The 21,508-nt window shown below is 72.3% G+C and carries 19 protein-coding genes and 2 tRNA genes; 4 read left to right on the top strand and 17 right to left on the bottom strand.

Features of this window, described 5'->3' with window-relative positions; translation table 11 throughout:
- Positions 1-80: 80 nt before the first annotated feature.
- The gene (locus AC6CH6_RS07485) at positions 81-653 is read left to right on the top strand and encodes a hypothetical protein (RefSeq protein WP_498254654.1); all 573 of its coding nucleotides are present in this window, start codon (positions 81-83) and stop codon (positions 651-653) included.
- 380 nt (positions 654-1,033) lie between these two features.
- Positions 1,034-2,320: an ion channel protein gene (locus AC6CH6_RS07480; protein WP_498254653.1), complete on the top strand. Its 1,287-nt coding sequence runs from the start codon at positions 1,034-1,036 to the stop codon at positions 2,318-2,320.
- A 22-nt stretch (positions 2,321-2,342) separates the two neighbouring features.
- Here the strand turns inward: AC6CH6_RS07480 and AC6CH6_RS07475 are convergent, their stop codons facing one another.
- Positions 2,343-3,173, bottom strand: coding sequence for a class II glutamine amidotransferase (locus AC6CH6_RS07475; protein ID WP_498254652.1), 831 nt, complete (start codon positions 3,171-3,173; stop codon positions 2,343-2,345).
- 116 nt (positions 3,174-3,289) lie between these two features.
- A complete protein-coding gene (locus tag AC6CH6_RS07470) occupies positions 3,290-3,814 on the bottom strand; it encodes a DUF1269 domain-containing protein (RefSeq protein ID WP_017834123.1) in 525 nt (174 codons plus the stop codon).
- A gap of 304 nt (positions 3,815-4,118) precedes the next feature.
- On the opposite strand from AC6CH6_RS07470, the gene AC6CH6_RS07465 reads away from it, so the two are divergent.
- Positions 4,119-5,387 (top strand): AI-2E family transporter, encoded by a 1,269-nt coding sequence (locus tag AC6CH6_RS07465; RefSeq protein WP_498254716.1) that lies wholly within the window; start codon positions 4,119-4,121, stop codon positions 5,385-5,387.
- Here AC6CH6_RS07465 and AC6CH6_RS07460 read toward each other — a convergent pair.
- The 6 genes from AC6CH6_RS07460 to AC6CH6_RS07435 all read right to left on the bottom strand — a co-directional run bounded on the left by AC6CH6_RS07460 (position 5,347) and on the right by AC6CH6_RS07435 (position 10,624).
- Positions 5,347-5,420 (bottom strand) — tRNA-Ile (locus tag AC6CH6_RS07460). The two genes, AC6CH6_RS07465 and AC6CH6_RS07460, sit on opposite strands and share 41 nt — an antisense overlap.
- A 33-nt stretch (positions 5,421-5,453) precedes the next feature.
- Positions 5,454-6,749, bottom strand: coding sequence for a glycosyltransferase (locus AC6CH6_RS07455; RefSeq protein WP_498254651.1), 1,296 nt, complete (start codon positions 6,747-6,749; stop codon positions 5,454-5,456).
- On the bottom strand, positions 6,746-7,741 hold the full coding sequence (locus AC6CH6_RS07450; RefSeq protein WP_498254650.1) for a DMT family transporter: 996 nt from the start codon (positions 7,739-7,741) through the stop codon (positions 6,746-6,748). The genes AC6CH6_RS07455 and AC6CH6_RS07450 overlap by 4 nt, the downstream gene beginning before the upstream one ends.
- 166 nt (positions 7,742-7,907) lie before the next feature.
- Positions 7,908-8,765 carry a phage holin family protein gene (locus AC6CH6_RS07445; RefSeq protein ID WP_017834120.1) on the bottom strand — a complete coding sequence of 286 codons (858 nt, stop codon included), beginning with the start codon at positions 8,763-8,765 and terminating at the stop codon, positions 7,908-7,910.
- 173 nt (positions 8,766-8,938) lie between these two features.
- On the bottom strand, positions 8,939-9,361 hold the full coding sequence (locus AC6CH6_RS07440; protein ID WP_498254649.1) for a hypothetical protein: 423 nt from the start codon (positions 9,359-9,361) through the stop codon (positions 8,939-8,941).
- Between the two features lie 153 nt (positions 9,362-9,514).
- Positions 9,515-10,624, bottom strand: a complete 1,110-nt coding sequence (locus AC6CH6_RS07435; protein ID WP_498254648.1) for a heparan-alpha-glucosaminide N-acetyltransferase domain-containing protein — start codon at positions 10,622-10,624, stop codon at positions 9,515-9,517.
- 415 nt (positions 10,625-11,039) lie between these two features.
- On the opposite strand from AC6CH6_RS07435, the gene AC6CH6_RS07430 reads away from it, so the two are divergent.
- A complete protein-coding gene (locus AC6CH6_RS07430; protein WP_498254647.1) occupies positions 11,040-11,303 on the top strand; it encodes a hypothetical protein in 264 nt (87 codons plus the stop codon).
- An 89-nt stretch (positions 11,304-11,392) separates the two neighbouring features.
- Here AC6CH6_RS07430 and AC6CH6_RS07425 read toward each other — a convergent pair.
- The 9 genes from AC6CH6_RS07425 to AC6CH6_RS07385 all read right to left on the bottom strand — a co-directional run bounded on the left by AC6CH6_RS07425 (position 11,393) and on the right by AC6CH6_RS07385 (position 21,353).
- Positions 11,393-11,465, bottom strand: a tRNA-Asn gene (locus AC6CH6_RS07425).
- A 79-nt stretch (positions 11,466-11,544) separates the two neighbouring features.
- Positions 11,545-13,425: a DNA primase gene (gene dnaG / locus AC6CH6_RS07420; RefSeq protein WP_498254646.1), complete on the bottom strand. Its 1,881-nt coding sequence runs from the start codon at positions 13,423-13,425 to the stop codon at positions 11,545-11,547.
- Positions 13,426-13,546: 121 nt separating this feature from the next.
- Positions 13,547-14,875 carry an MFS transporter gene (locus tag AC6CH6_RS07415; protein WP_498254645.1) on the bottom strand — a complete coding sequence of 443 codons (1,329 nt, stop codon included), beginning with the start codon at positions 14,873-14,875 and terminating at the stop codon, positions 13,547-13,549.
- Positions 14,876-14,990: 115 nt separating this feature from the next.
- Positions 14,991-16,322, bottom strand: coding sequence for a deoxyguanosinetriphosphate triphosphohydrolase (locus AC6CH6_RS07410; RefSeq protein WP_017834111.1), 1,332 nt, complete (start codon positions 16,320-16,322; stop codon positions 14,991-14,993).
- A gap of 30 nt (positions 16,323-16,352) precedes the next feature.
- A complete protein-coding gene (dusB, locus tag AC6CH6_RS07405; RefSeq protein ID WP_498254644.1) occupies positions 16,353-17,531 on the bottom strand; it encodes a tRNA dihydrouridine synthase DusB in 1,179 nt (392 codons plus the stop codon).
- 79 nt (positions 17,532-17,610) lie between these two features.
- A complete protein-coding gene (locus AC6CH6_RS07400; protein ID WP_498254643.1) occupies positions 17,611-18,351 on the bottom strand; it encodes a maleylpyruvate isomerase family mycothiol-dependent enzyme in 741 nt (246 codons plus the stop codon).
- A gap of 24 nt (positions 18,352-18,375) precedes the next feature.
- Entirely contained in the window at positions 18,376-19,203 is an 828-nt protein-coding gene (locus AC6CH6_RS07395; RefSeq protein ID WP_095651359.1) for a fumarylacetoacetate hydrolase family protein, read from the bottom strand.
- A gap of 102 nt (positions 19,204-19,305) precedes the next feature.
- On the bottom strand, positions 19,306-20,406 hold the full coding sequence (locus AC6CH6_RS07390; protein WP_498254642.1) for a cupin domain-containing protein: 1,101 nt from the start codon (positions 20,404-20,406) through the stop codon (positions 19,306-19,308).
- A gap of 143 nt (positions 20,407-20,549) precedes the next feature.
- Positions 20,550-21,353 carry an IclR family transcriptional regulator gene (locus AC6CH6_RS07385; RefSeq protein ID WP_498254641.1) on the bottom strand — a complete coding sequence of 268 codons (804 nt, stop codon included), beginning with the start codon at positions 21,351-21,353 and terminating at the stop codon, positions 20,550-20,552.
- Between the last annotated feature and the right edge of the window lie 155 nt (positions 21,354-21,508).

The following is a 21,508-nucleotide window of genomic DNA, read 5'->3' as shown; positions in this document are numbered from 1 at the left end:
TGGACGGGGCGGCCCGGCGGGTGCGCCCTCCCCCGGGCTGACCGTGGTTGCGGTGGCCCGGGATTGCTACTGTGGTGCCGATGTCTTCAGCCGACGAGGAGTCGATCAGCACCACGCCTGGACGGGCCGCAGGGGTCGTCGCCGTGGGCATGTGCATCGCCGTCTGGTGGCCCGCCTTCACCCTGGGTGCCTGGGGACAGCTCTTCTTCGACCAGAAACTGACCGTCTGGGTCGCGGCGACGGCGGCGCTGTTCGTCGTGCTGTTCCGCCGCCACGGAGAGCAGCGGCGCAAACACCGGGCCGCCGCTCTGCTGGTCCCCACGCTGTGGCTGGTGCTCGCGATCGTGGTCGAGGACGACGGAGGGTTCCTCGACGTGCTGACCGAGACCCTCGGCGTCGCCGTGGCCTTCCTGGGGATCCCGGCGACGATGTGGGTGCTGGCACGCATCATCTGGCCGGAGTTCGGCGAGGGCTCCCTGTCCCCGGTGCGGCGCCTCCTGGTGATCGCCCTGGTGCTGTCCATCGCCGCCGCCTCCTACCTGCTCGGGGTCAACCACGCCGCGTTCCTCACGTGCGAGGACTTCGTCGTCAGCGGGAACTCGGAGCCCGCCGGCTGCGTGCCCGAGGCCCCCGGACCTGCGTCCACCCCGTAGCGGGTGCACCGCGTGGCGGAGCGCCGTCGGGCGGCAACTCCCCCGCCGGGCGCGCCACGGTACCCGCCGCGGGACCGGAGCGGAGACCCTGGCGTTCAGGCCCCCGGTCGCCGCGGGTGCCCCGCAGGTCACCCGTTCGGGGTGAGGACAGGGGCGGTCAGGACAGGGACCCTGGACCGACAGGGGCCCTGGACCGAGCGGGACCGCGGACCCGGAGGAGCGCCGGGCTCGCCGACCGCGACCCCACCTTCGAGGCGGCTGGGCCGTGCCCCGGGCGGAGGACCGGGGCACCTGCGACGAAGACCGTCGTCATGCGGACACGGGGACCGGGCACCCGCCCGTGCGCCCGCCTCCGGTGACCTCACGATGGGCGACCACGCATGACCGGCACGAGCACGCACGAGGGACCGTCCGTCCGGCGCCAGCTGCAGCTGACCGGTCCGGCGGTCCTCGTCGGCGCCGTCTCGGCGCTGGGCCTGTTCGTGGTGGACGAACTGGCGCTCGTCGTCGAGCACCTCCTCTGGTCGCGCCTGCCCTCGGCGTGGGAGGTCGATCCGGAGTCGGGCTGGTGGATCTTCGGGGTCCTCGCCCTGACGGGCCTGGTCGTCGGTCTCGTGGTGCAGTTCGTTCCCGGACACGGCGGCCGTGACTCCGCGACCACGGAGCTGATCGCGCCGCCGCTGGCGCTGAGTGCGGTCCCCGGCCTGGTGCTCGTGACAGTGCTGGGCCTGGCCGGCGGGGTGAGCCTGGGACCGGAGATCCCCATCATCGCCGTCAACACCGCGGTCCTGGTGGCACTCGTGGCCCGGTGGCGGCCCGGGGTGCCGACCGGTCTCGTCGTGATGACCGCCGCCTCCGGAACCGTCGGCGCCCTGTTCGGGACACCGGTCGCGGCCGCCCTCGTCTTCACCGGAGTCGTCGCCGGGTTCAAGGACGGGGGCGCCCTGTGGGACCGGCTCTTCCTGCCCCTGGCGTCGGCGGCCGCGGGCGCGGTCACCATGCGGTGGCTCGACGGGCCCCAGCTGCCCGATGCGGGATTCCCGCCGCTCGGCACCCCCGGTGCGGTGCATCTGGCGACCGGCCTCGCCGTGGCGGTGGTCGGCACCCTGATCGGGCTGGCCGCGGTGCACGCGTTCCCCCACGTGCACCGGTTCTTCCACGGCCTGCGGCATCCGGTGCTCTACACCACTCTCGGCGGCCTCCTGCTCGGGGGCCTGGGGGCCCTGGGCGGTCCGCTCACCCTGTTCAAGGGCGCGCACCAGATGGGCGAGCTCGTCCGTAACCCTGCGGAGCACTCCCCGCAGGAGCTGGTTCTCGTCCTCGTGGTCAAGCTCGCAGCACTGCTCGTGGCCGCCGGCGCCGGCTTCCGGGGCGGGCGGATCTTCCCCGCCGTCTTCATGGGTGCCGTCGTCGGCCTCCTGGGCCACGCGCTGATCCCGGGGATGCCGCTGGGGCTGGCCATCGCCTGCGGAATCCTCGGCGTGGTCCTGCCTGTGGCGCGCGACGGGTGGATCGCCCTGTTCATCGCCGTCGCGGTGGTCGGCGACATCACCGTGCTGGTCGTCCTGAGCCTCGTCGTCCTGCCCCTCTGGCTCATGGTGTCCCGGGCACCCGAGATGATGGTCGAACCGCCTCCGGTGCGCGTCGGGACGGAGCCCGCCCCCTGACCGGCACGTCCCCGGGTGCGGCTCAGGCGGCCGCGGGGGCGAAGGGGAAGAGGTCCACCGCTCCTCCGTGCACGACCACGCAGGTGGATTCCGGCACCTCCTGCCACGCACCGCGCAGGTCCCCCAGGGGCTCGGACACCACCATCCGCGAGTCCTCGGAGACGTCGTGGAGCATGGCGTGGTCCGGGTACTGGGCGCGCAGCGCCGAGACGTCAGCGCTGTGGAAGAGCGATCGGGAGCGGCCTTCGCTGGAGTAGCGGAACGCCCAGATGGTCTCCCCGTCGGTGGTGGCCACGGTCATCTGCATCGGGTCCGGGACGCCGTGCCGGCGCCCGGCCTCCTCCACGAGTCCGACCGCCGCGGCCACCGCCGCCGGCGGGTCCTGCGTCAGGCCGAAGGTCAGGGCGAGGTAGAAGAAGACCTCCGAGTCCGTGGAGCCCTCGATCTGCGGGAAGAGCCCGGGATCCACGGCCAGGACGAGGTCCCGCTTGAGGGTCAGGAAGTCCCGGATGAGCCCGTTGTGCATCCACAGCCACCGGTCGTGACGGAACGGGTGGCAGTTCGTCTGCTGGACCGCCGTCCCGGTGGTGGCGCGGATGTGGGCGAACACGTGGCTCGGCGATGCCTGCAGCGCCAGTTCGTGCAGGTTGCGGTCGTTCCAGGCCGGCTCCGTGCTGCGGAACAGCCCTGGCGTCGGCCGGGACCCGTACCAGCCGACGCCGACGCCGTCGCCGTTGGTGGTCTCGACGCCCAGGCGCGAGTGCTTGCTCTGCATCACCAGAGAGTTCGTGGGTTTGAACAGCAGGTCCTCCAGGCTCATCGGTGAACCGGTGTACGCCAGCCAGCGGCACATCTCATCCTCCCTTGCGGGTCGTCGGCCCGTGGCGCGCGCCGGCACATCGTCCCGGCGCGCGGCCATCGGAGCCGCGACCGTCTGTCGAGCGTCGTGCGGGACGCCGCCCCGGCCGATCAGCTCCTGTCGTCGTCGGCGGACAGCGCGGCGGCCGGGTCCTCGGCGAACGCGCTGAGCAGCTTCTCCTCCTGGTCCCGGGAGAGGTTGGTGTGCACCAGGTGCATGTCCTGGCCGGCGAAGGCCTCCTGGACCCGGTCCAGCACGGCACCGGAGGTGAGCACGAACAGCGCCGAGGTGCCCGGGGTGACCTCGTCGCGGACCCGGTTGATGAAGCCGTCGTCGATCCCGGTGTCGGTCAGCATCCCGCTCAGGGCCCCGGCAGCCGCTCCCACGGCCATGCCCAGCAGGGGGACGAAGAAGATCAGGCCGAACAGCATGCCCCAGAAGGACCCGCCGAGTGCGCCGGCCCCCACCAGGTTGTTGAGCTGCCGGGTCCGGGGCTTCTTCTTCCCGTCCGGCCACGTCACGATCGCGGCGTCGTGGACCCGGATCAGTTCCTGTGTCGTCAGTCGCTGCAGGGTCTGTGCCGCGGCCTCGGCCCCCTCGGCGGTGGTGAACTTCCATACGGTCAGAGTGGCCATCGTCTTGCTCCCGAAGTCGTACGGCGGTGTGGTGGTGGTGCTCGTCGAGGTGGACGGGACGGGCGCGTCGGCCCGCGGCGGTCCAGCGGCCGCCGGGCGCGGGCCTCGGCGTCCGTGCTCGCCGACCCGTTCCCAGGATGGACGTCCGCGCCCGGTCACGGCTCACCCGTGGTGGGTGAAAACCGGGCGCGGCCAGACGCGGCTCCCGCCCGGGGCACCGGTCCTCGCCGGGCTTCACCCGCGGCGGGTGAAGCACCGGCGTCCCGGATGACCGACGGTGGACACCACAGCAGGGAGGCACGTGATGGCAGAGCGGACGAGCGCCGAGACCCCGGGGCCCGGCGGAGGGACCACGGCGCTGCTGGGCGGCAGACCGCTGGTGGTGCTCGTGGGACTCGCTGCGGTGGTCGTCGTGGTGCTGGGGCTGCGGGCGATGTCGGACCTGCTGGGCCTGGTGTTCCTGGCCCTGGTCATGACGGTGGCGGCCCATCCGCTGCGAGGGTGGTTCCAGCGCCGGGGCCTTCCGGGGTGGATGGGCACCGCCGTCGCCCTGGTCGCGGTCTACACCGCGATCCTGGCCCTGTCCGTCTCCCTGCTGATCGCCGGGGCGCAGTTCGCCACCCTGATCCCGTCCTACCAGGCGGAGCTGGACCGGATGCTGGACGGCGTGACCGGCGGCCTCGAGCAGCTGGGCATCGGTGAGGAGCGGCTGGCCCAGATGTTCGCGGGGTTCGATCTGGGGCGACTGGCCGAGTTCGCCGGCGGACTGCTCGGCGGGCTGCTGGGACTGCTCTCCGACGTGTTCTTCATCGTGACGCTGGTGCTGTTCATGGTGGTCGACGCCGGGAGCTTCCCCCAGAAGCTGGCCCGCCTGCGGGGGGCCCACGGGGAGCTCGCCGCGGCGCTGCGGGGCTTCGCCGCCGTGAGCCGCAAGTACCTGCTGGTCACCACCGTGTTCGGACTCGTCGTGGCGGTGATCGACACCGTGGCCCTGGCCTGGCTGGGCGTCCCCGTCGCGGTGCTGTGGGGACTGCTGGCCTTCGTGACCAACTACATCCCCAACATCGGCTTCGTGCTCGGCGTGGTCCCGCCGGCGATCATCGCGCTGCTGGAGGGCGGTCCGGGTCTGATGCTCGCCGTCGTGGCGGTCTACAGCGGCATCAACGTGGTGATCCAGTCCTTCATCCAGCCGAAGATCGTGGGCGACGCCGTGGGACTGTCCGCCACCGTCACCATGCTGTCCCTGGTCTTCTGGGCCGCGACCCTGGGGGCGCTCGGCGCGCTGCTCGCCGTGCCGCTGACCCTGTTCTTCAAGGCCGTTCTCATCGACGCCGACCCCCGTGCCCGGTGGGTGACGCCCCTGCTCTCCGGAGGGACGGCCCGGGACCCTGCCCCGGCGCCGGCCGGCGCCGGCGCGGACCGCGGCGTCCCCGCGGGAGCGGGCGTCCCGGGAGGACCGGTGCGGGGGGATCGGCCGCCGGCGGAAGAACCCGTTCCACCAGGCTGTCGGCCTGGTGGAACGGGCTTCTCGGTAGGGCCGGTGGGGCTTGAACCCACGACCGAAGGATTATGAGTCCTCTGCTCTGACCAGCTGAGCTACGGCCCCGTGCCGGGACGGGCCCGGCGGCGCAGCACCACGTTACCGCACGAGCGAGGCCAGCCTGGTCCGGATCCGTCGCGGGCCCGCGGCGGGGGCGCGCACCGGCTCCTGGTGCTCGCGCGCTCCCGGAGCAGGGGTGCGCACGGACTCCGGGTGCTCGCCGCGGTAGAGCCGCAGGAACGTCTCCAGGGTCCGCGGGAAGCTGTGCCGCGCGACCTTGCGGCGGCTCTCCCGGCCCATCCGGGCGCGCTCCTCGGGCGGGGCGCCCAGGACGAGGGCGAGCTTGCGCGCCAGGTCCTGGGCGTCGCCGGGGGCGAAGAGCCAGCCGTTGACGCCGTCCTCGGCCAGGTGCGGCAGGGCCCGCGCGTCGGCCAGGACCACGGGCCGGGACGCCGCCATCGCCTCGAGGGTGACCAGCGACTGGAGCTCGGCCGTGCCCGGCTGGCAGAACACGTCGGCCCGCAGATAGGCCGCGCGCAGGTCCTCGTCCGGGACGTAGCCCAGGAAACGGACCCGGTGGGCGACCCCCAGGGCTTTCGCCAGCTTCTCGAGCGCGGGCCGCTGCTCGCCGTCGCCCACGATCTCCAGGTGCGCGTCGAGCTCGGCGGGCAGCACGGAGAGCGCCTCGATGAGCACGTCCACGTTCTTCTCCACCGCGAGCCGGCCGGTGAACAGGACGGTCGGGTGCGCGGCCGGCTGCCGCCGCTCGCCGTCGTGGGCCTCGTAGTCGGCGATCCGGATCCCGTTGGACACGGCGAGCACGGTGTCGGGGAAGCCGTTGCGGCGCATGGCCTCCACCGCGAGCGGGGTGGGTGCGGTCACCACGTCGCAGGCGCCGAACACCCGTACCATGTCCCGCCACGACACCGCGCGGTAGCGGTTCAGCACCCATGCCGGGAACGGCAGGAACGGCTCCAGGTTCTCGGGGACGAAGTGGTTGGTGGCCACGGAGCGGATGCCCCGCCGCCGGGCCTCCCGCACCAGCATCCGGCCGAGGATGTAGTGGCACTGGACGTGGACGACGTCGGGGCGCACCTCGTCCAGCACGCGGCGGATCTCCCCGGCGACCTGCCACGGGAAGCACAGGCGGAAGTACGGGTGGGTGAAGGCCCGGTGGGAGCGGAGCCGGTGCTCGACCACGCCGTCGTCCTCGGCCCGGTACGACGGCCCGGGGTCCGGCCGTGCGCACAGGACGTGCACCCGGTGGCCCTGCTCGTGCAGGCCCCGGGCCAGACGGTGCCCGAACTGCGCGGCCCCGTTGACGTCCGGGGGGTAGGTCTCGGCGCCCAGGAGGACGGTCAGGGGGCGTGCGGCGGAGGCGGTGTGGGCGCTCAAGCGTGTCTTCCCGGTCGGTCGTGTGCGGGGCGGTCGGATGCCGCGGGGCGGTCGGAGGCTGCGGGGCGCCGTGCGGTGGAGCCCGCGGGGGGCTGCGCCCGGTCCTGCCGTGCGAGTTCGGCGCGGCGCTCGAGCACCTCCGGGTGGTGCTGCGAGAGCACGGCGACCCCGACTATAGCAACGCCGCCTGCCGCGGCCATGAGCATCCCGACCGGGACGGAGAAGCCCGGCACCGCCTCGCCCAGGACCAGCAGCCCCAGGAGCACGCCCACCATGGGGTCGATCACGGTCAGCCCCGCGATCACGAGGTCCGGCGGACCCGACGCGAAGGCCGTCTGCACGAACCACCCGCCCAGCACGGCGGCGACGACGGCGGTGCCCGCCGCCAGCCAGTTGACGTCGTCCAGGGGCGTCCCGGCGCTGCCCTGGATGCGGATCAGGGTCAGCCGCACGAGCACCGCCACGAATCCGTAGAGGATGCCGGCGCCCACCACGTAGAACGTCCCGCCCAGGCTGCGGCCGAACATCGCCGCGGAGACCCCCAGGACGCAGATCAGCACCACGAGCATGACCACCACGGTGTGCTCGGCCCAGCGCGAGATGCCCCGGGCGGGGTCGGTCGCCGCCACGGCGCACGTCACGAAGACCGCCCCGCCCGCGGTGCACAGCCCGATCGCCGTCCAGGTGCGCCGGTTGATCCGCAGCCGGCGGTGCCGCGCGTGCAGCAGCGTGGTGATCACCAGGGCCACCACGCCGATCGGCTGGACCACCGTCACGGTGGCGAGCCCCAGGGCGGTGACGTTGAGGCCGGTGCCGAGGCCCAGCAGGGTGAGCCCCAGCAGCCAGCGGGGACGGCGCAGCAGGACCGGGATGCTGCGCGGGCGCAGCCGTCCCTGCGCGACGTCCGCCACGGCACTGCCCTGCTGCTGCGTCCCGACGGCCAGGCACACGGCCGAGAGCAGCGCCAGGGCGACCGCCAACCACTGGCTCATGGCACCCACCGATCTGTCGTCACGCCCGGGAGTCTATCGAGCCGGCCCGCCCGTCCGGCCCGGGGCACGTGGACACCCGGTGAACGCACGGGGAAGGCCCGGAAGCCTGTGGCTTCCGGGCCTTCGGCCGGTGCGCTCGTCCACGGGCGGCCCATGGACGGCGACGTCACCGGAACAGCTTGCGGAGGAAGACGACGAACGCGCTCCCCGCCACGGCCAGCACCGTGAGCGGCTGCCACCGCTCGCCGAGGCCGGACCCGGCGGACGAGCCGGAGGTCGAGCGGGACTTCGCGCCGCCCTGGGCGAGCAGACCCTTCACATCCTTCGGGGTGGTCTTCACGGTGCGGCTGGTGCGGTCCACGAAGCCCTTGGTGGTGGACTGGATGGTCTCCGCACGGCCCTGGACGTCGTCGCGCAGCGTCTTGAGGTGCTCGCGGCGCAGCTTGAGCCGGTGCCGCAGCTGCTCCTCGGTGGGCGCCGGGGGCTTCTGCTGGGCCGGGTCCTGCGCGGCCTCCCGCTTCTCCTGCTCCTTGCGCTCGCGGGCCAGCTGCTCCTCGCGCTGGACGCGGCTCTCGGTGTAGGCGGAGCCCTCCTTGACCACGCCGAGGTCGTACTTGACCCCGAAGAGCGCCTTGCGCGGCACGAGCGGAAGGGCCTTCTTGATGGTGGACACCCCGATGAGCGCCGCGACGGCCAGGATGATCAGGAACAGCACGGCGAGCAGCAGGGCCGCCAGCCAGGCCGGCATGATCTGCGACAGACCCGCGATCGCCGCACCGACCAGGGCGATCGTGGCGAGCAGCAGGAACACGAGGCCGACGACGACGAAGGCCGCGCCCTTGCCCAGCGTCTTCGCCTTCTCCGTGAGCTCGAGCTTGGCGAGCTGCGCCTCGTCCTTGAGCTGCTTGGGCAGCAGCCTGGCGAAGACCTTGACGACATCGAGGATCGACGCCGATCCGGGGTCGGAGTGCTCCGACCCCGCTCCCGACGCCCCGCCCGTGCTGGGGCCTACCGAATGACTCATGCCCGCCTCCGTTGATGATGAGAAAAGTACGTGGACTGAGCACCAAGCTACCATCGGGGACGCCGCCGGCGGGCGCGCACGGGGCCGCGACGCGACCTGCCGGGACGTGCGGGAGGGCCCGTCCGGTTCCCCGGACGGGCCCTCCCGTCGGTGCGTCGGGATCGGGTCCCGTGCTAATCCTTCCCGCCCCGGTCCTTGCCCTTGCCCTTGTCGCCCTTGTCCCAGCGGCGGTCCTCGTCCTGCTCGAAGTACACCCTCACGTACTTCTTCTGGCAGACCTTGTCCGACTTGCCGGTGCGGTCGACCTGGCGGGCGTCCCTGTAGTACTCGCGCCAGTTGCCCCCGTGGCACTTCTCCTTGGCGATGGACGCAGCCTTCTCGAGGCTCTTGTCCTCGTAGCGCTTCGTCTTCCAGTCGCCGCGGTGCTTGTACTTGACGACGACGTCGACCTCGCCGTTCTTGCGCTCGTCCTTCTTGCTGTGCCCCTTGTCGTCGCCCTTGCGATCGTCCTTGCCGTCAGCGAGCGCCGGTCCTGCTCCCCCGAGCAGCAGTCCCGCCACGGCCACACTCGCTACCAGCTTTTCCAGAGTTTTCACTGTGTTCCCCCTTGGTGAATATGGTGAGTTCAGCTTAATTCGCTTCTGACAAGGGACTCAATAGCAAACGGTGACGTTCCGGACGCGGTACGGTCACGGATCGGAACTACTGTCCCGTACACCCGGCGGTCGGCTCCCGCGGAGGCGGAGCTCCTAGTCGCGCCGGGTTCCGGTGGACGCCGCGAGGAACCGTCGCCGGGCACTCTTCGTCACGGCGCCGAGGGCCCGCTCCAGCGGCCCCTGCCCCATGGTCCGCTGCCACGCCACGGCGAACAGGACCGCCGACACGAGCTGGACGGTGAGCCACAGGTGGGGCCGGTCCTCGTGGACCTCGAACGACAGGACGACCAGGTGCGCGGTGTACAGGCTCAGGGTCATCGAGCCCATCGCGGACAGCGGCAGCAGCCAGGCCCCGACCACGCGGGAGATCAGCAGGAAGGCGCCCAGGACGGCCATGCCGGTGCCCAGGCTGACCGCGATGGCCAGGGGGGTGTTGGTGTGGGGTGCGTCGACGGCGAGCGACCACCAGGTGTCGGTGGGCAGCCAGTCCGCGCCCCAGACCAGGATCTCGTCCAGCTGCTCCGCGTCCCCCGCCGAGGAGGCCAGCAGCCGTTCGTAGCCGCCGAGGCCGTGGAGCAGCACGTACGAGGCCGCCTGCGCGCAGACCGACAGACCCACGCCGACCGCCAGGAGGCGCAGCTGGGTCGCCCTCCTCCGCAGATCGAGCCGGCCGAGCCCCATGCCGGCCAGCAGATAGGTCAGGTACGCGAGCGCCGGATAGGTGCCGGTCAGCAGCAGCTGGGCCGCCGTCGCCCCCGGTGCGGTCAGCAGCTCCCCGAAGGCGGGGTTGTCGGCGACGGGCTCGGGCAGTGCGTCGCGCAGCGACTGCATGAGCACCGGAGCCACGAGCAGGAAGACCGCCGCCGAGCCGAACAGCGACGTCGGACCCGCGCGCAGGAAGGGAACGGCCAGGAGGAAGAACACGCCGTAGTAGATGAGGATGTTGTCCGCCGGCAGGTCGTCGGCCAGCAGGGATCCGATGGCCAGTCCCAGCACCGCGATCAGCACCGCCCGCACCACGAGCGCCACACGGTCCGCACCCAGCTCCCGGCCACCGTGCGGGCGGGTTCCACCGGTGGACAGGGCGAGCCCCACGCCCGCCAGCAGCGCGAACAGCGCCGCCGAGTCCCCGGAGAAGAGGATCTGCGACCAGGTCGGCTCGCCGGTCTCGTCGTCGGAGGACGGCAGGACGTGGACGGACATGAGACCGATGAGCGCCAGACCGCGGGCCGCGTCGACGCCGGTCAGACGCCTCGACGGCTTCCCCGCGGCGCTCCGGTCACGGGACGAGGCGGGTCCGGCTGCCCTGGCCGACCAACGCATGGTTCCCCCTGAGATGCCGAGCCTCGTCCGGAAGCCCGCCGAGGATGCGGTCCGGTGCGTCCAGGATCTCGGCTCGTCCGGGACCGCCCTTGACTCATGGTGCGCCCCGGACTTCCGTGCCCGCTAGGAGGAACATAAGGATTCCATAAGACCTGCGCGCGCCCCGGAGCGGGGCGGGCAGCCCGTTCCCCGCCGCTTCCGCCCTGTCGGGCAAAGAGCGGGCATTACTTTTGCCACTGGATGCGAGTCAATGGAAGGGAGCTTGATCCGAGCTCCCGCCGGAAGGACGACCACCATGACCGCCATCCCCCGGGCCCATCCCGCCGTGTCCCTCGTCCGGGCCGGCGTCGTCGGCGCGCTCGCCGCCCGCGGCGTCACCGTCACCTCCGTCGAGATGCTGTTCGACGGCCAGGAGTGGGCCGTGACCGTGTCCCACCACCCGCCCGGCATGTCGGAGAGCGACGTGCGGGTGGCGGTCTGGACCGCCGTCCTCAACTACACGGCCGTCTTCGACGTGCCCGCCCCCTCGGAGGGGGTCCGGATCAGCGTCACGGGCTGACGCTCGACGCGCCGGCGCGACGACGGCGCGCGCCCGGGGACGACGGAGGCCCCCACCGGCGTTTCCGCCGGTGAGGGCCTCCTGTGCTGCTCCCCCGACTGGACTCGAACCAGTAACCCTTCGATTAACAGTCGAATGCTCTGCCAATTGAGCTACGGGGGACCGTGCACGCGGACGTGCAACGAGCCATCACTTTACCGTTCCCACCGGGCTTCGACAAATCCGGTTCCGCCCGGTGGCGTCAGTCCTGGCGGAGGCCGCGCCGCTGCATCTCCAGCTCCAGCAGCTCCCGCTGGAGCTCCTGGTAGCGCTCGCGCTGCCCGGTGGGATCCGTGCGCTGGAGCTCCGCCAGCCGGTCCGACTTCCGCCGGTTGATCTGCAGCTCGAAGAGGCGGTTGAGGATGTCCGCGGTGTAGCGCTCCAGCTGCTGTTGCGTGGTGGCCGGCAGCGGCGTCACGGCGAGCTCGGCGAGGTAGCCGTGCAGCGGCTCCGGGAGGTGTCCGCGCACCCCGTCCACCCAGGCCTGCCCGCTCGGCACGGCGGACCCGTCGCCGAGGAGCTCGGCGCGCGCGGCGAGCACGGCGTCGTGCACGGCCCCGTGCACGGGGTAGCGGAAGGCGCTGAGCCCGAACTCCTCCCAGTGCCGCGCGAGCATCAGGTCAGGGCACTGGATGACGGTCTCGAGGGCCTCGCGCTCCATCCGGGCCACGGGCTCGCGCGGGTCGGGCAGCTCGACCGAGGCCGGCCCGGACGCCTCCGGCTCCGCCGGCCGGTGCAGCGCGGGGGCCTCCTCCCGCTGGGCGCGGCCGGCGGCGTCGACGGCCCGCTGGACCTCCGCCGGCTCGAGTCCGAGCCAGCCCGCGAGCTGCCGCGCGTAGGCGGGGCGCAGGGAGCGGTCGCGGATCCGCGCCACGATGGGCGCGCAGGCGCGCATCGCCCGGATGCGGCCCTCGATGGTGTCCAGGTCGAAGTTCTTCAGCGTCGCCCGGATCGCGAACTCGAACAGGGGGCGGCGGTTCTCCACGAGCTCGGCCACGGCGGCGTCCCCGCGGGCGAGCCGGAGGTCGCACGGGTCCATGCCGTGGGGCTCGACCGCCACGTAGGTCTGCGCCACGAACTTCTGGTCCTCCTCGAACGCGCGCAGGGCGGCCTTCTGCCCGGCGGCGTCGCCGTCGAAGGTGAAGACCACCTCTCCCCCGCCGCCGTCGTCGGAGAGGAACCGCCGGACGATCTTGATGTGCTCGGCCCCGAAGGCGGTGCCGCACGTGGCCACCGCCGTGGTCACGCCCGCGAGGTGGCAGGCCATGACGTCGGTGTACCCCTCGACGACGACGAGGCGCCGCTGCCTGGCGATCTCCCGCTTCGCGAGGTCGATGCCGTAGAGCACCTGGGACTTCTTGTACAGGGCGGTCTCGGGGGTGTTGAGGTACTTCGGGCCCTGGTCGTCGTCGTGGAGCTTGCGGGCGCCGAAGCCGATGACCTCGCCGGCGACCGCGCGGATGGGCCAGACGAGCCGGCCGCGGAACCGGTCGTAGAGCCCGCGGTTGCCCTCGGAGAACATCCCGGTGAGCTTGAGCTCCTGGTCCGTGAAGCCGCGCTCCCGCAGGTGCTTGAGGAGGTGGTCCCAGCCGCGGGGCGCGTAGCCCACGCCGTAGCGCCGGGCCGCCTCGCCGTCGAAGCCCCGCTCGCCCAGGAACTGCTGGGCGGGGGCGGCCTGGCGGGTGTAGAGGTTGCGCTGGAAGAACTCCGCGGCGACCTTGTGCGCGTCCAGCAGGCGCTGGCGGCGGCCGACCTCCTCCTTGTTCGGCCCGGAGCCCTGCTCGTAGTGCAGCTCGTAGCCCACCCGGGCCGCGAGCTTCTCCACGGTCTCGGAGAAGGTGGTGTGGTCCATCGTCATGAGGAACGAGATGACGTCCCCGGACTCGTCGCAGCCGAAGCAGTGGTAGGTGCCCATCTGCGGCCGCACGTGGAAGGACGGGGTGCGCTCGTCGTGGAACGGGCAGAGCCCCTTCCAGGAGCCGATGCCGGCGCTCTTGAGGGTGACGTAGCCGTCGACGATCTCCTTGATGTCGGTGCGCGCCCGCACCTCGTCGATGTCCTCGCGTCTGATCAGTCCTGCCACACCGCCAGTCTAGGCGCGCGGCCGGACGGCGGAGGGCCGCCCCGGGCCGCACGGTGGATCACCGTGCGGCCCGGGGCGGCCCGTGGAGCGGGAGCCGTCAGCGGCTCAGCGGCTCGGCGGCTCAGCGGGAGCGTTCCCGCAGGTCCTGCCGGGTCCGGGTGCCGGTCAGGGCGAGTCCGCCCAGGGCGCCCACCGCGGCGAAGGCGAAGAATCCCCACGGGTAGGCCAGGCCCGCGGTCAGCAGGGTGCCCCCGATGATCGGGCCCGAGATCGCCCCGAGCCGGCCGACCCCGGCGGACATGCCCAGCGCCGTGGCGCGCACGCGCGGCGGGTGGTTGGCGGCGGTGAACGCGTAGACGAGCACCTGGGAGGAGAACACGAAGCAGCCGGTGACGAAGACCATGGCGTAGATCCCGAGCAGCGGCAGCTTGATCGCCAGGGCCGCGAGCAGCGCGGCCGAGCCGAGGAACCAGATGATGCCGGCTACGCGCGGGGTGATCCGGTCGGCCACCCGGCCGGCGACCGCCAGCCCCGCGATGGCGCCCACGTTGAGGATCAGCAGGAAGCCGAGGGAGTTGCCGAGGTCGTAGTCGGCCGCCCGCATGATCTGCGGCAGCCAGGTGTTGAGGCCGTAGACGAGCAGCAGACCCATGAAGGAGGCGATCCAGATGGCGATCGAGTTCCGGCGCCAGCCGGTGGAGAGCAGCATGGTGGCGCCGACCTTCTCGGCCTGCTCCTCGGCGGTGTGGTGCTCGAGGTGCACGCCGTAGTGCTCGGCCACGGCGCGCGCCTCGGCCATCCGTCCCTTGGACGCGAGGAACGAGGGGGACTCGGGGAGGAACACGAGCATGAGGGGCACGAGGACGAGCGCCGGCAGGGATCCCAGGACGAACATCTCCTGCCAGCCGAACTGGACGACGACGACGATGGCGAGCGCCGCGGTGAGCACCGCGCCGACGTGGTAGCCGGTCATCACCAGGGTCGTGGCGTTGGAGCCCCGGCCGAGGCGGGCGAACTCGGTGACCATCGCGATGGCGGTGGGCAGACAGCCGCCGAGGCCCAGGCCGGCGAGGAAGCGCAGGAGGCCGAAGACGAACACGCTCGGGGAGAACGCCGCGGCGAAGGTCAGCAGGGAGAACATGATCACGGCGCCGATGAGCATCTTGCGGCGGCCGAGCCGGTCGGTGAGGTAGCCCATGGTCAGCGCGCCGATCATCATGCCCACGAGGCCGACGGTGGCCACGGCGGTGCCCTGCGCGGTGGTCATCCCGAGCTCGTTGTTCTCGAGCATGGACGGCAGCACCGCGCCCAGGACCACGGCGTCGAAGCCGTCCAGCAGCACCGCGATCCAGCACAGCGGCGCCACCCACGCCCGGGAGCGGAGGATGGGCCGGGCGCCCGGGGAGGAGGGGGACGCGGCCTGCGGGGCGGGTCCGGTGGAGTTTTCCATGACGATCAGACCTTTGTGAGGAGGAGCACAAACGCGCCGAGTCTAGGGAGCGGCACCGCGTGCGACCCAGCCCACAGTCATTGAACGGGATCGGTCGCCGCCCCGGTGGGACGGCTCACCAGAGCGGCTTGTCCCCCACCCGCCAGTGGGTGCCGCGGATCCGGTCGTGCAGGGACACGGCGGACAGGTCGGTGAGGGACGCGATCTGGTCCACCACGAGGCGCAGGCGGGCGGCCTCCGTGCCCGGACCGTCGCCGAGGTCGTGCCAGTCGGCGGTGAAGGCGGGCGAGAGGAAGCGGCCGTCGGAGTCCATCAGCGCCCCCACCAGGATCGAGAGCACCTCCTGCTGGTTGTCGTAGATCGGCTGGGCGTCGCGCACCGTGATGACGTAGGTCGTGGCGATGCCCTTGAGCACGCCGATCTCCTCCGTGGTCCCCTCCGGCACCACGAGCTGGGCGTCGTAGCGGGTCAGCGGGTCCTCGCCGTAGATGTCCCGGGTGGCGCCGACCGCGGACATCGCGAAGCGGCCGATGAGCTGGCTCGTCATGTTCTTCAGCCGGGCGAGGTCCTTGCGGGACCCGTCCATCTCCCGGACCCACAGGGACGAGTCCTCGAGGCGGGTCAGGGCGGCGTCGAGGGACTCCGGCGCGGCCTCGGGCAGGTACCAGCGCCGGGTGAGCTCGAGCACCCGGTCCCGCTGGGTGGTGTCGGCGAGCCAGCCCAGCTGCACGAGCCCGGAGGCGATCGCGTCCTCGACGTCGTGCACGGAGTAGGAGATGTCGTCCGAGAGATCCATGACCTGGGCCTCGAGGCACTTGGTGCGCGCCGGGGCGCCGTCGCGCAGCCACGCGAACACCGGCAGGTCGTCCGTGTAGACCCCGAACTTCGGGGACCTGGTCCCGTCCGGGCGCAACGGCGCCTCGTGGGCCTCCCAGGGGTACTTGCACACGGCGTCCAGCACGGCGCGGGTGAGGTTCAGGCCGGCGGGCCGCCCGTCGTCGTCGAGCACCTTGGGCTCGAGCCGGGTCAGCAGGCGCAGGGTCTGCGCGTTGCCCTCGAAGCCGCCGATGTGCTGGGTCAGCCGGTGCAGGGCCGCCTCCCCGTTGTGCCCGAACGGCGGGTGCCCGAGGTCGTGGGAGAGGCAGGCGGCGTCGACGACGTCGGGGTCGCAGCCGAGCATCCGGCCCAGCTCCCGGCCGATCTGGGCGACCTCGAGGGAGTGGGTCAGGCGGTTGCGCACGAAGTCGTCGGTGTCCGGCGAGACGACCTGGGTCTTGGCCGCCAGCCGCCGCAGCCCCGAGGAGTGCAGGATCCGGGCGCGGTCCCGCTCGAAGTCGGAGCGGTACTTGTTGTGGTGGTCCTCCGCCACCCAGCGCGCGACGTCGCGGGCCTCGTAGCCCGGGGCGGGCGCGCCGGTGCGGTCGATCTCGATGGACGTGTGGGGCATGCCCGGTCCTTTCCGTGACGTGGGGACGGCTCAGCCGCCGGAGACGTCGAGCTCCGCCGCGACCAGCCCCAGCCGCTCGGCGTCCCCCAGCTCGCGGGAGGACAGCCAGCCGTCCGGCAGGTGCGGCTTCTTCGGGGAGCCGGCGCGGCCGCGCGGGCCCTCGACCGCCTCGCCCGGGTAGCCGAGGGACAGGTCGAGCTCGTCCAGCAGTTCGCGCAGGGTCGCGAGGTCCGGCACCTGGGCCATCCTGGCGCGCAGCTCACCGCCCACCGGGTAGCCCTTGAAGTACCAGGCGACGTGCTTGCGGATGTCGCGCAGGCCCTTGGCCTCGTCGCCGAACATCTCCACGAGCAGCTCGGCGTGGCGGTAGATCGTGCGGGCGACCTGGTCCACCCCGGGGCGGAAGCGGTCGGGACGGCCCTCGAAGGCGGCCTGCAGGTCCCCGAAGAGCCAGGGCCGGCCCTGGCAGCCGCGGCCGACGACCACGCCGTCCACGCCGGTCTGCTCGACCATGCGCACGGCGTCCTCGGCGCTCCAGATGTCCCCGTTGCCGAGCACGGGCACGTCCGGCAGGGCCTCGCGCAGCTGCGCGATGGCGTCCCAGTCCGCGGTCCCCGAGTAGTGCTGCTCGAGGGTGCGCCCGTGCAGGGCCACGGCCGCGACGCCGCTGTCGCGGGCGATCCGCCCGGCCTCGAGGAAGGTGAGGTGGCCGTCGTCGATGCCCTTGCGCATCTTGATCGTCACGGGGACGTTCCCGCGGGAGGCCTCCTGGACGGCGGTGCGCACGATCGCGGCGAACAGGTCGGTCTTCCAGGGCAGGGCGGAGCCGCCGCCGCGCTTGGTGACCTTGGGGACGGGGCAGCCGAAGTTCAGGTCGATGTGGTCGGCCCGGTCCTCCTCGACGACCATCCGCACGGCCTGCCCGACGTGGACGGCGTCCACACCGTAGATCTGGATGGAGCGGGGCGTCTCGTCCGGGTCGTGGTCGATGATCCGCATCGACTCGGGCCGGCGTTCCACGAGGGCGCGGGCCGTGACCATCTCGGTGACGTACAGGCCGCCGCCGTACTCGCGGCACAGCCGGCGGAACGCCTTGTTGGTGACCCCGGCCATCGGCGCCAGCACCACGGGGACGTCGATCGTGAGCTCGCCCAGGTGCAGCGGCGGCAGGTCGAGCCGGGCGGGGTGGTTCTCGGTACGGGTGTCCATCACCGGGGAATTCTCTCACGGACGGCAGCGGCGCAGGGCCCCGGGGTGCTCCCCGGGGCCCTGCGCCGGCCGGCGCGGGTCAGATCCAGCGCGGGTTCGCCACGTCGGCGCCGACCTCGAGACGGGCCCCGCCCCGCCCGGAGGCCCACTGCGCGACCGCGGCCAGGTCCCCGCGCACCAGGATCCCCGCGTCCTGGCCGGCGCCGGCCCCGAGCTCACCGAGCTCCGGGGCGTCGGTGACCTGGATCCGCAGCCCGGGGTCCTTGTCCTGTCCCGCCCAATTGCCGGTCACGTCCTTCAGCAGCCGGGTCAGGACCTCGGCCGGGACGTCCGAGAAGCGGGCCCCGTTGTCGAGGTCGACCGCGTGGATCCAGACCTCGCGGTTGCGCATCCAGACGGTCTCCGTGGCCGGCACGGTCCTGCCCTGGGCGGTCCGCACCTCGTGGCTCCACGCCGCCTCCGGGGTGTCCCGCCACTCGACGTTCAGGGACACCGAGGCGTGGTCGTTCAGGTGGCGCAGCGCCCGGGCCGGCAGGGTCGCCCCGTAGGCGATCTCCTGGTTGCGGGCCTCCGGGGAGGAGTACATCGGGGTCTCCACCCCGGTGTTGGCCCACTGCACGAGCCGGGTCAGGGCGCGGGCGTTGTAGCCGACGTGGGCGATGACGTGCCGGCGGGACCAGCCGGGCAGCAGCGAGGGTCCGTCGAGCTCGTCGTCCGTGAGCTCGTTGACCTTGCGGGACCAGAACGCCGTGCCCCGGCGCACCAGCAGCAGCTGGGCCTTGAGGTCCTCGTCGGTGGTGAGGTCCTGACGGGCGACCATGACTGACTCCTCTCGTGCCCGCGCTCAGGCGGGGTCGACGATCTTGTTGGTGAGCACGCCCAGACCGTCGATCTCGACCTCCACCACGTCGCCGGACTTCAGGAAGACCTGCGGGTTGCGGGCCCGGCCCACCCCGCCGGGGGTGCCGGTGAGGATGATGTCCCCGGGGTTCAGCGGCAGCATCGTGGAGAAGTAGGCCACGAGGTGCTCCGGGGTGAACAGCAGGTCCCCGATCGAGTGCTCCTGCATGGTCTCGCCGTTGACCCGGGTGTGCAGGACGGCCTGCTTCGGGTCGAACTCGTCGGCGGTGACCATGACGGGGCCCACCGGGGTGGACTTCGCCCAGATCTTGCCCTGCAGCCACTCCTTGGTGCGGAACTGCCACTCGCGCATGGAGATGTCGTTGGCGGCGGCGTACCCGGCGATGTACTGGCCGGCGTCGGCCTCGTCCACCTTGTACGCGCGCTTGCCGACGACGACGACGAGCTCGCCCTCCCAGTCCAGCTGCGGGTCCTCGGCGACGGCCTCGATGTCGTCGTTCGGGCCGGTGAGGGTCTCGGTGAACTTGGCGAAGATCGTGGGGTAGGACGGCAGGTCGCGGCCCATCTCCTGGATGTGGCTCTTGTAGTTGAGCCCCACGCACAGGACCTTGCCGGGGTCGGCGACGATCGTCTCGAGCTCGGCGCCGGCGGCCGGGTGCGTCGGCCCGGAGGCGTCGGCGGCGATCTGCTGCCAGTTCTCCTCCGCGAGCAGGGCGCCGAGGTCGGGGCAGCCCTCGATCTCGGTGAACACCTCGCCGTCGAGGCGGGCGGCCGTGGTGGTCCCGTTGGTGCGCAGGGTTGCAAGCTTCATCGGTCAGTGTCTCCTGGGTCGGTGTGCGGTGGCGCCCGGCGGGGGGCCACGGACGTGGTCCGGCGCGCGGGGCGGTCCGCTCCGCGCGCCGGAGGTGCGGTGCTACTTCTCCTCGCCCTCCACGAAGGTGCGGTTGAAGTTCAGCTTCTCGACGATCGGCTGGTCGCCGAACTTGAACAGGTCGAACCCGGTCTCGGCCTGGATCTGCCAGGCCGTCCAGGACGGGACGACCACCAGGTCGCCCTTCTCCACGACACGGACCTCGCCGTCGAGCACGAACCGGCCGCGGCCCTCGAAGACCTGGTAGACGCTGGAGCCGACCTCCCGCGTCGTGCGCGTCTGCGTGCCGGGGCGGAACCGGTGGAACTCGGCCCGGATGGTGGGCATGACGTCCCCGCCGGTGGTGGGGTTCACGAAGCGCACGGCGGCGTGGCCCTGCTCCACGGTGGCGGGGTAGCCCTCGTCCTCGATGGCCAGCTGCTCGGTGAGCGCCCGGTCGGTGTGCTCCCACCGGTAGGCCCCGATCGGGGAGGACACGGTGTTGCCCAGACCCGACAGGGGCCGCAGGCCCGGGTGGCACCACAGCCGCTCGCCGCGGGAGAACTCCGGGGTGGACTCGTCGGTGACCCGGTCGATGCCGAACTCGAAGAACGCGGTGTCGGTGTAGTGCACGAACGGGATATCGAGGCCGTCGATCCACGCCATGGGCGCATCGAGCTCGTTGTGGTGGCCGTGGAAGTTCCAGCCCGGGGTGAGCAGGAAGTCCCCGCGGGACATCCGCACCGGGTCGCCGTTGACCACGGTCCACACGCCCTCGCCCTCGACCACGAAGCGGAAGGCGTTCTGGGAGTGCCGGTGCTCGGGCGCCACCTCGTGGCCGCCGAGGTACTGGATGGCGCACCACAGGGTGGGGGTGGCGTACGGGCGCCCGCCCAGACCGGGGTTGGCCAGCGCGATGGCCCGCCGCTCCCCGCCGCGGCCCACGGGCACCAGGTCCCCGGCCCGCTCGGCCAGCGGCAGCAGGTTCTTCCACTCCCACACGAACGGGACGGCCGCCGAGGCAGGGGCCTCCGGCATGAGGTTGCCGATCTCCGTCCACAGCGGGACCATGTGGCCCGACTCGAAGTCCTGGTAGAGGGCATCGAGCTCGGCCTGCTCCTGAGGCGTGGGGGCCGGGACCGTCATCTGGTTGTCGTGACTCATGGTGAGCTCCTCGGTGCTCGCGGGTCGCGGGGCGGACCACCCTGCGCTGTGATGTGAGTTACTGGCCACGCTAGAGCAGGCACCGGCGAGACCGGCAATGAATTCTGCTGGATGGAAACTTCCTCCGGTGCTCCGCGACCGCTTCACCGGGGCCGGTCCGACTCGATCTCCGCGGCGATCTCGCCCTCGATCTCCCGGCACACCTCCCGCAGCGCCCGGATCACCGCCCGGTCCTCGATCACGCCGGCCCGCTGCACGGGCACGGACACCGACAGGGCGGCGAGGGGGCGCCCTTCGGGGTCGCGCACGGCGCAGGCCACGGCGGAGACGCCGCGCTCGGCCTCCTCGCGGTTGAAGGCCAACCCCACGGAGCGGATCATCGCCAGGGACCGGACGAAGGAGCCGAAGGCGGCCTCGTCCAGGTACTCCCCCACGGTCCGGGCCGAGCCCGTGCGGAACAGCCGCGCGAGGTCCTCCTCGGAGAGGTAGGACAGCAGGAGCTTGCCCGCGGAGGTGGCGGCCGCCGGGAGGACGGCGCCGCGCCGGTCGCCGACCTTGAGCAGCCCCGCCCCCTCCACGGAGCTGAGGAAGCGGACCGTGGTGCCGACCCTGACCATGAGGTTCGTGGTCTCGTGGGTCCGCTCGCTGAGCAGCTCCAGGTAGGGCTGCACGAGTGCGCGCAGCCGGCTGTGCGAGCCGGACTCGGGGACCGAGACGCCGAGCCCCGGCCCCGCGAGGTAGCGGCGGGAGTCGTCCTGGACGGCGAAGCCGCGGTAGACGAGCATCGACAGGAGGCGGTGCGCGGTGGAGGGGGCGACCCCCAGCTCCTGCGCCACGTCCTTGAGCCGCACCCCGCCGGAGTCGCGCAGCATCTGGAGCAGGCGCAGGACGTTGTCCACGGACTGCAGGGAGTAGGCCGGCTTCCGCTCCAGGTCCTGGTTCTGCACGGGCCCAGTCTAGGCGCCCGCCGCATCCCGGCGGAGATCCACGGCACACCATTTTTTCCACCCAGCAGAATAAGTTTCGGGGCGTGCCGGTCGCGGGCACATCCTGGTGTGACGCGCCGCACGTCGGTGGCGCCCCGCACCTGTGAAACGGAGTC

This window comes from Kocuria sp. GQ42, from assembly GCF_059758435.1.
This window is presented reverse-complemented; position numbering and strand designations above follow the sequence as displayed.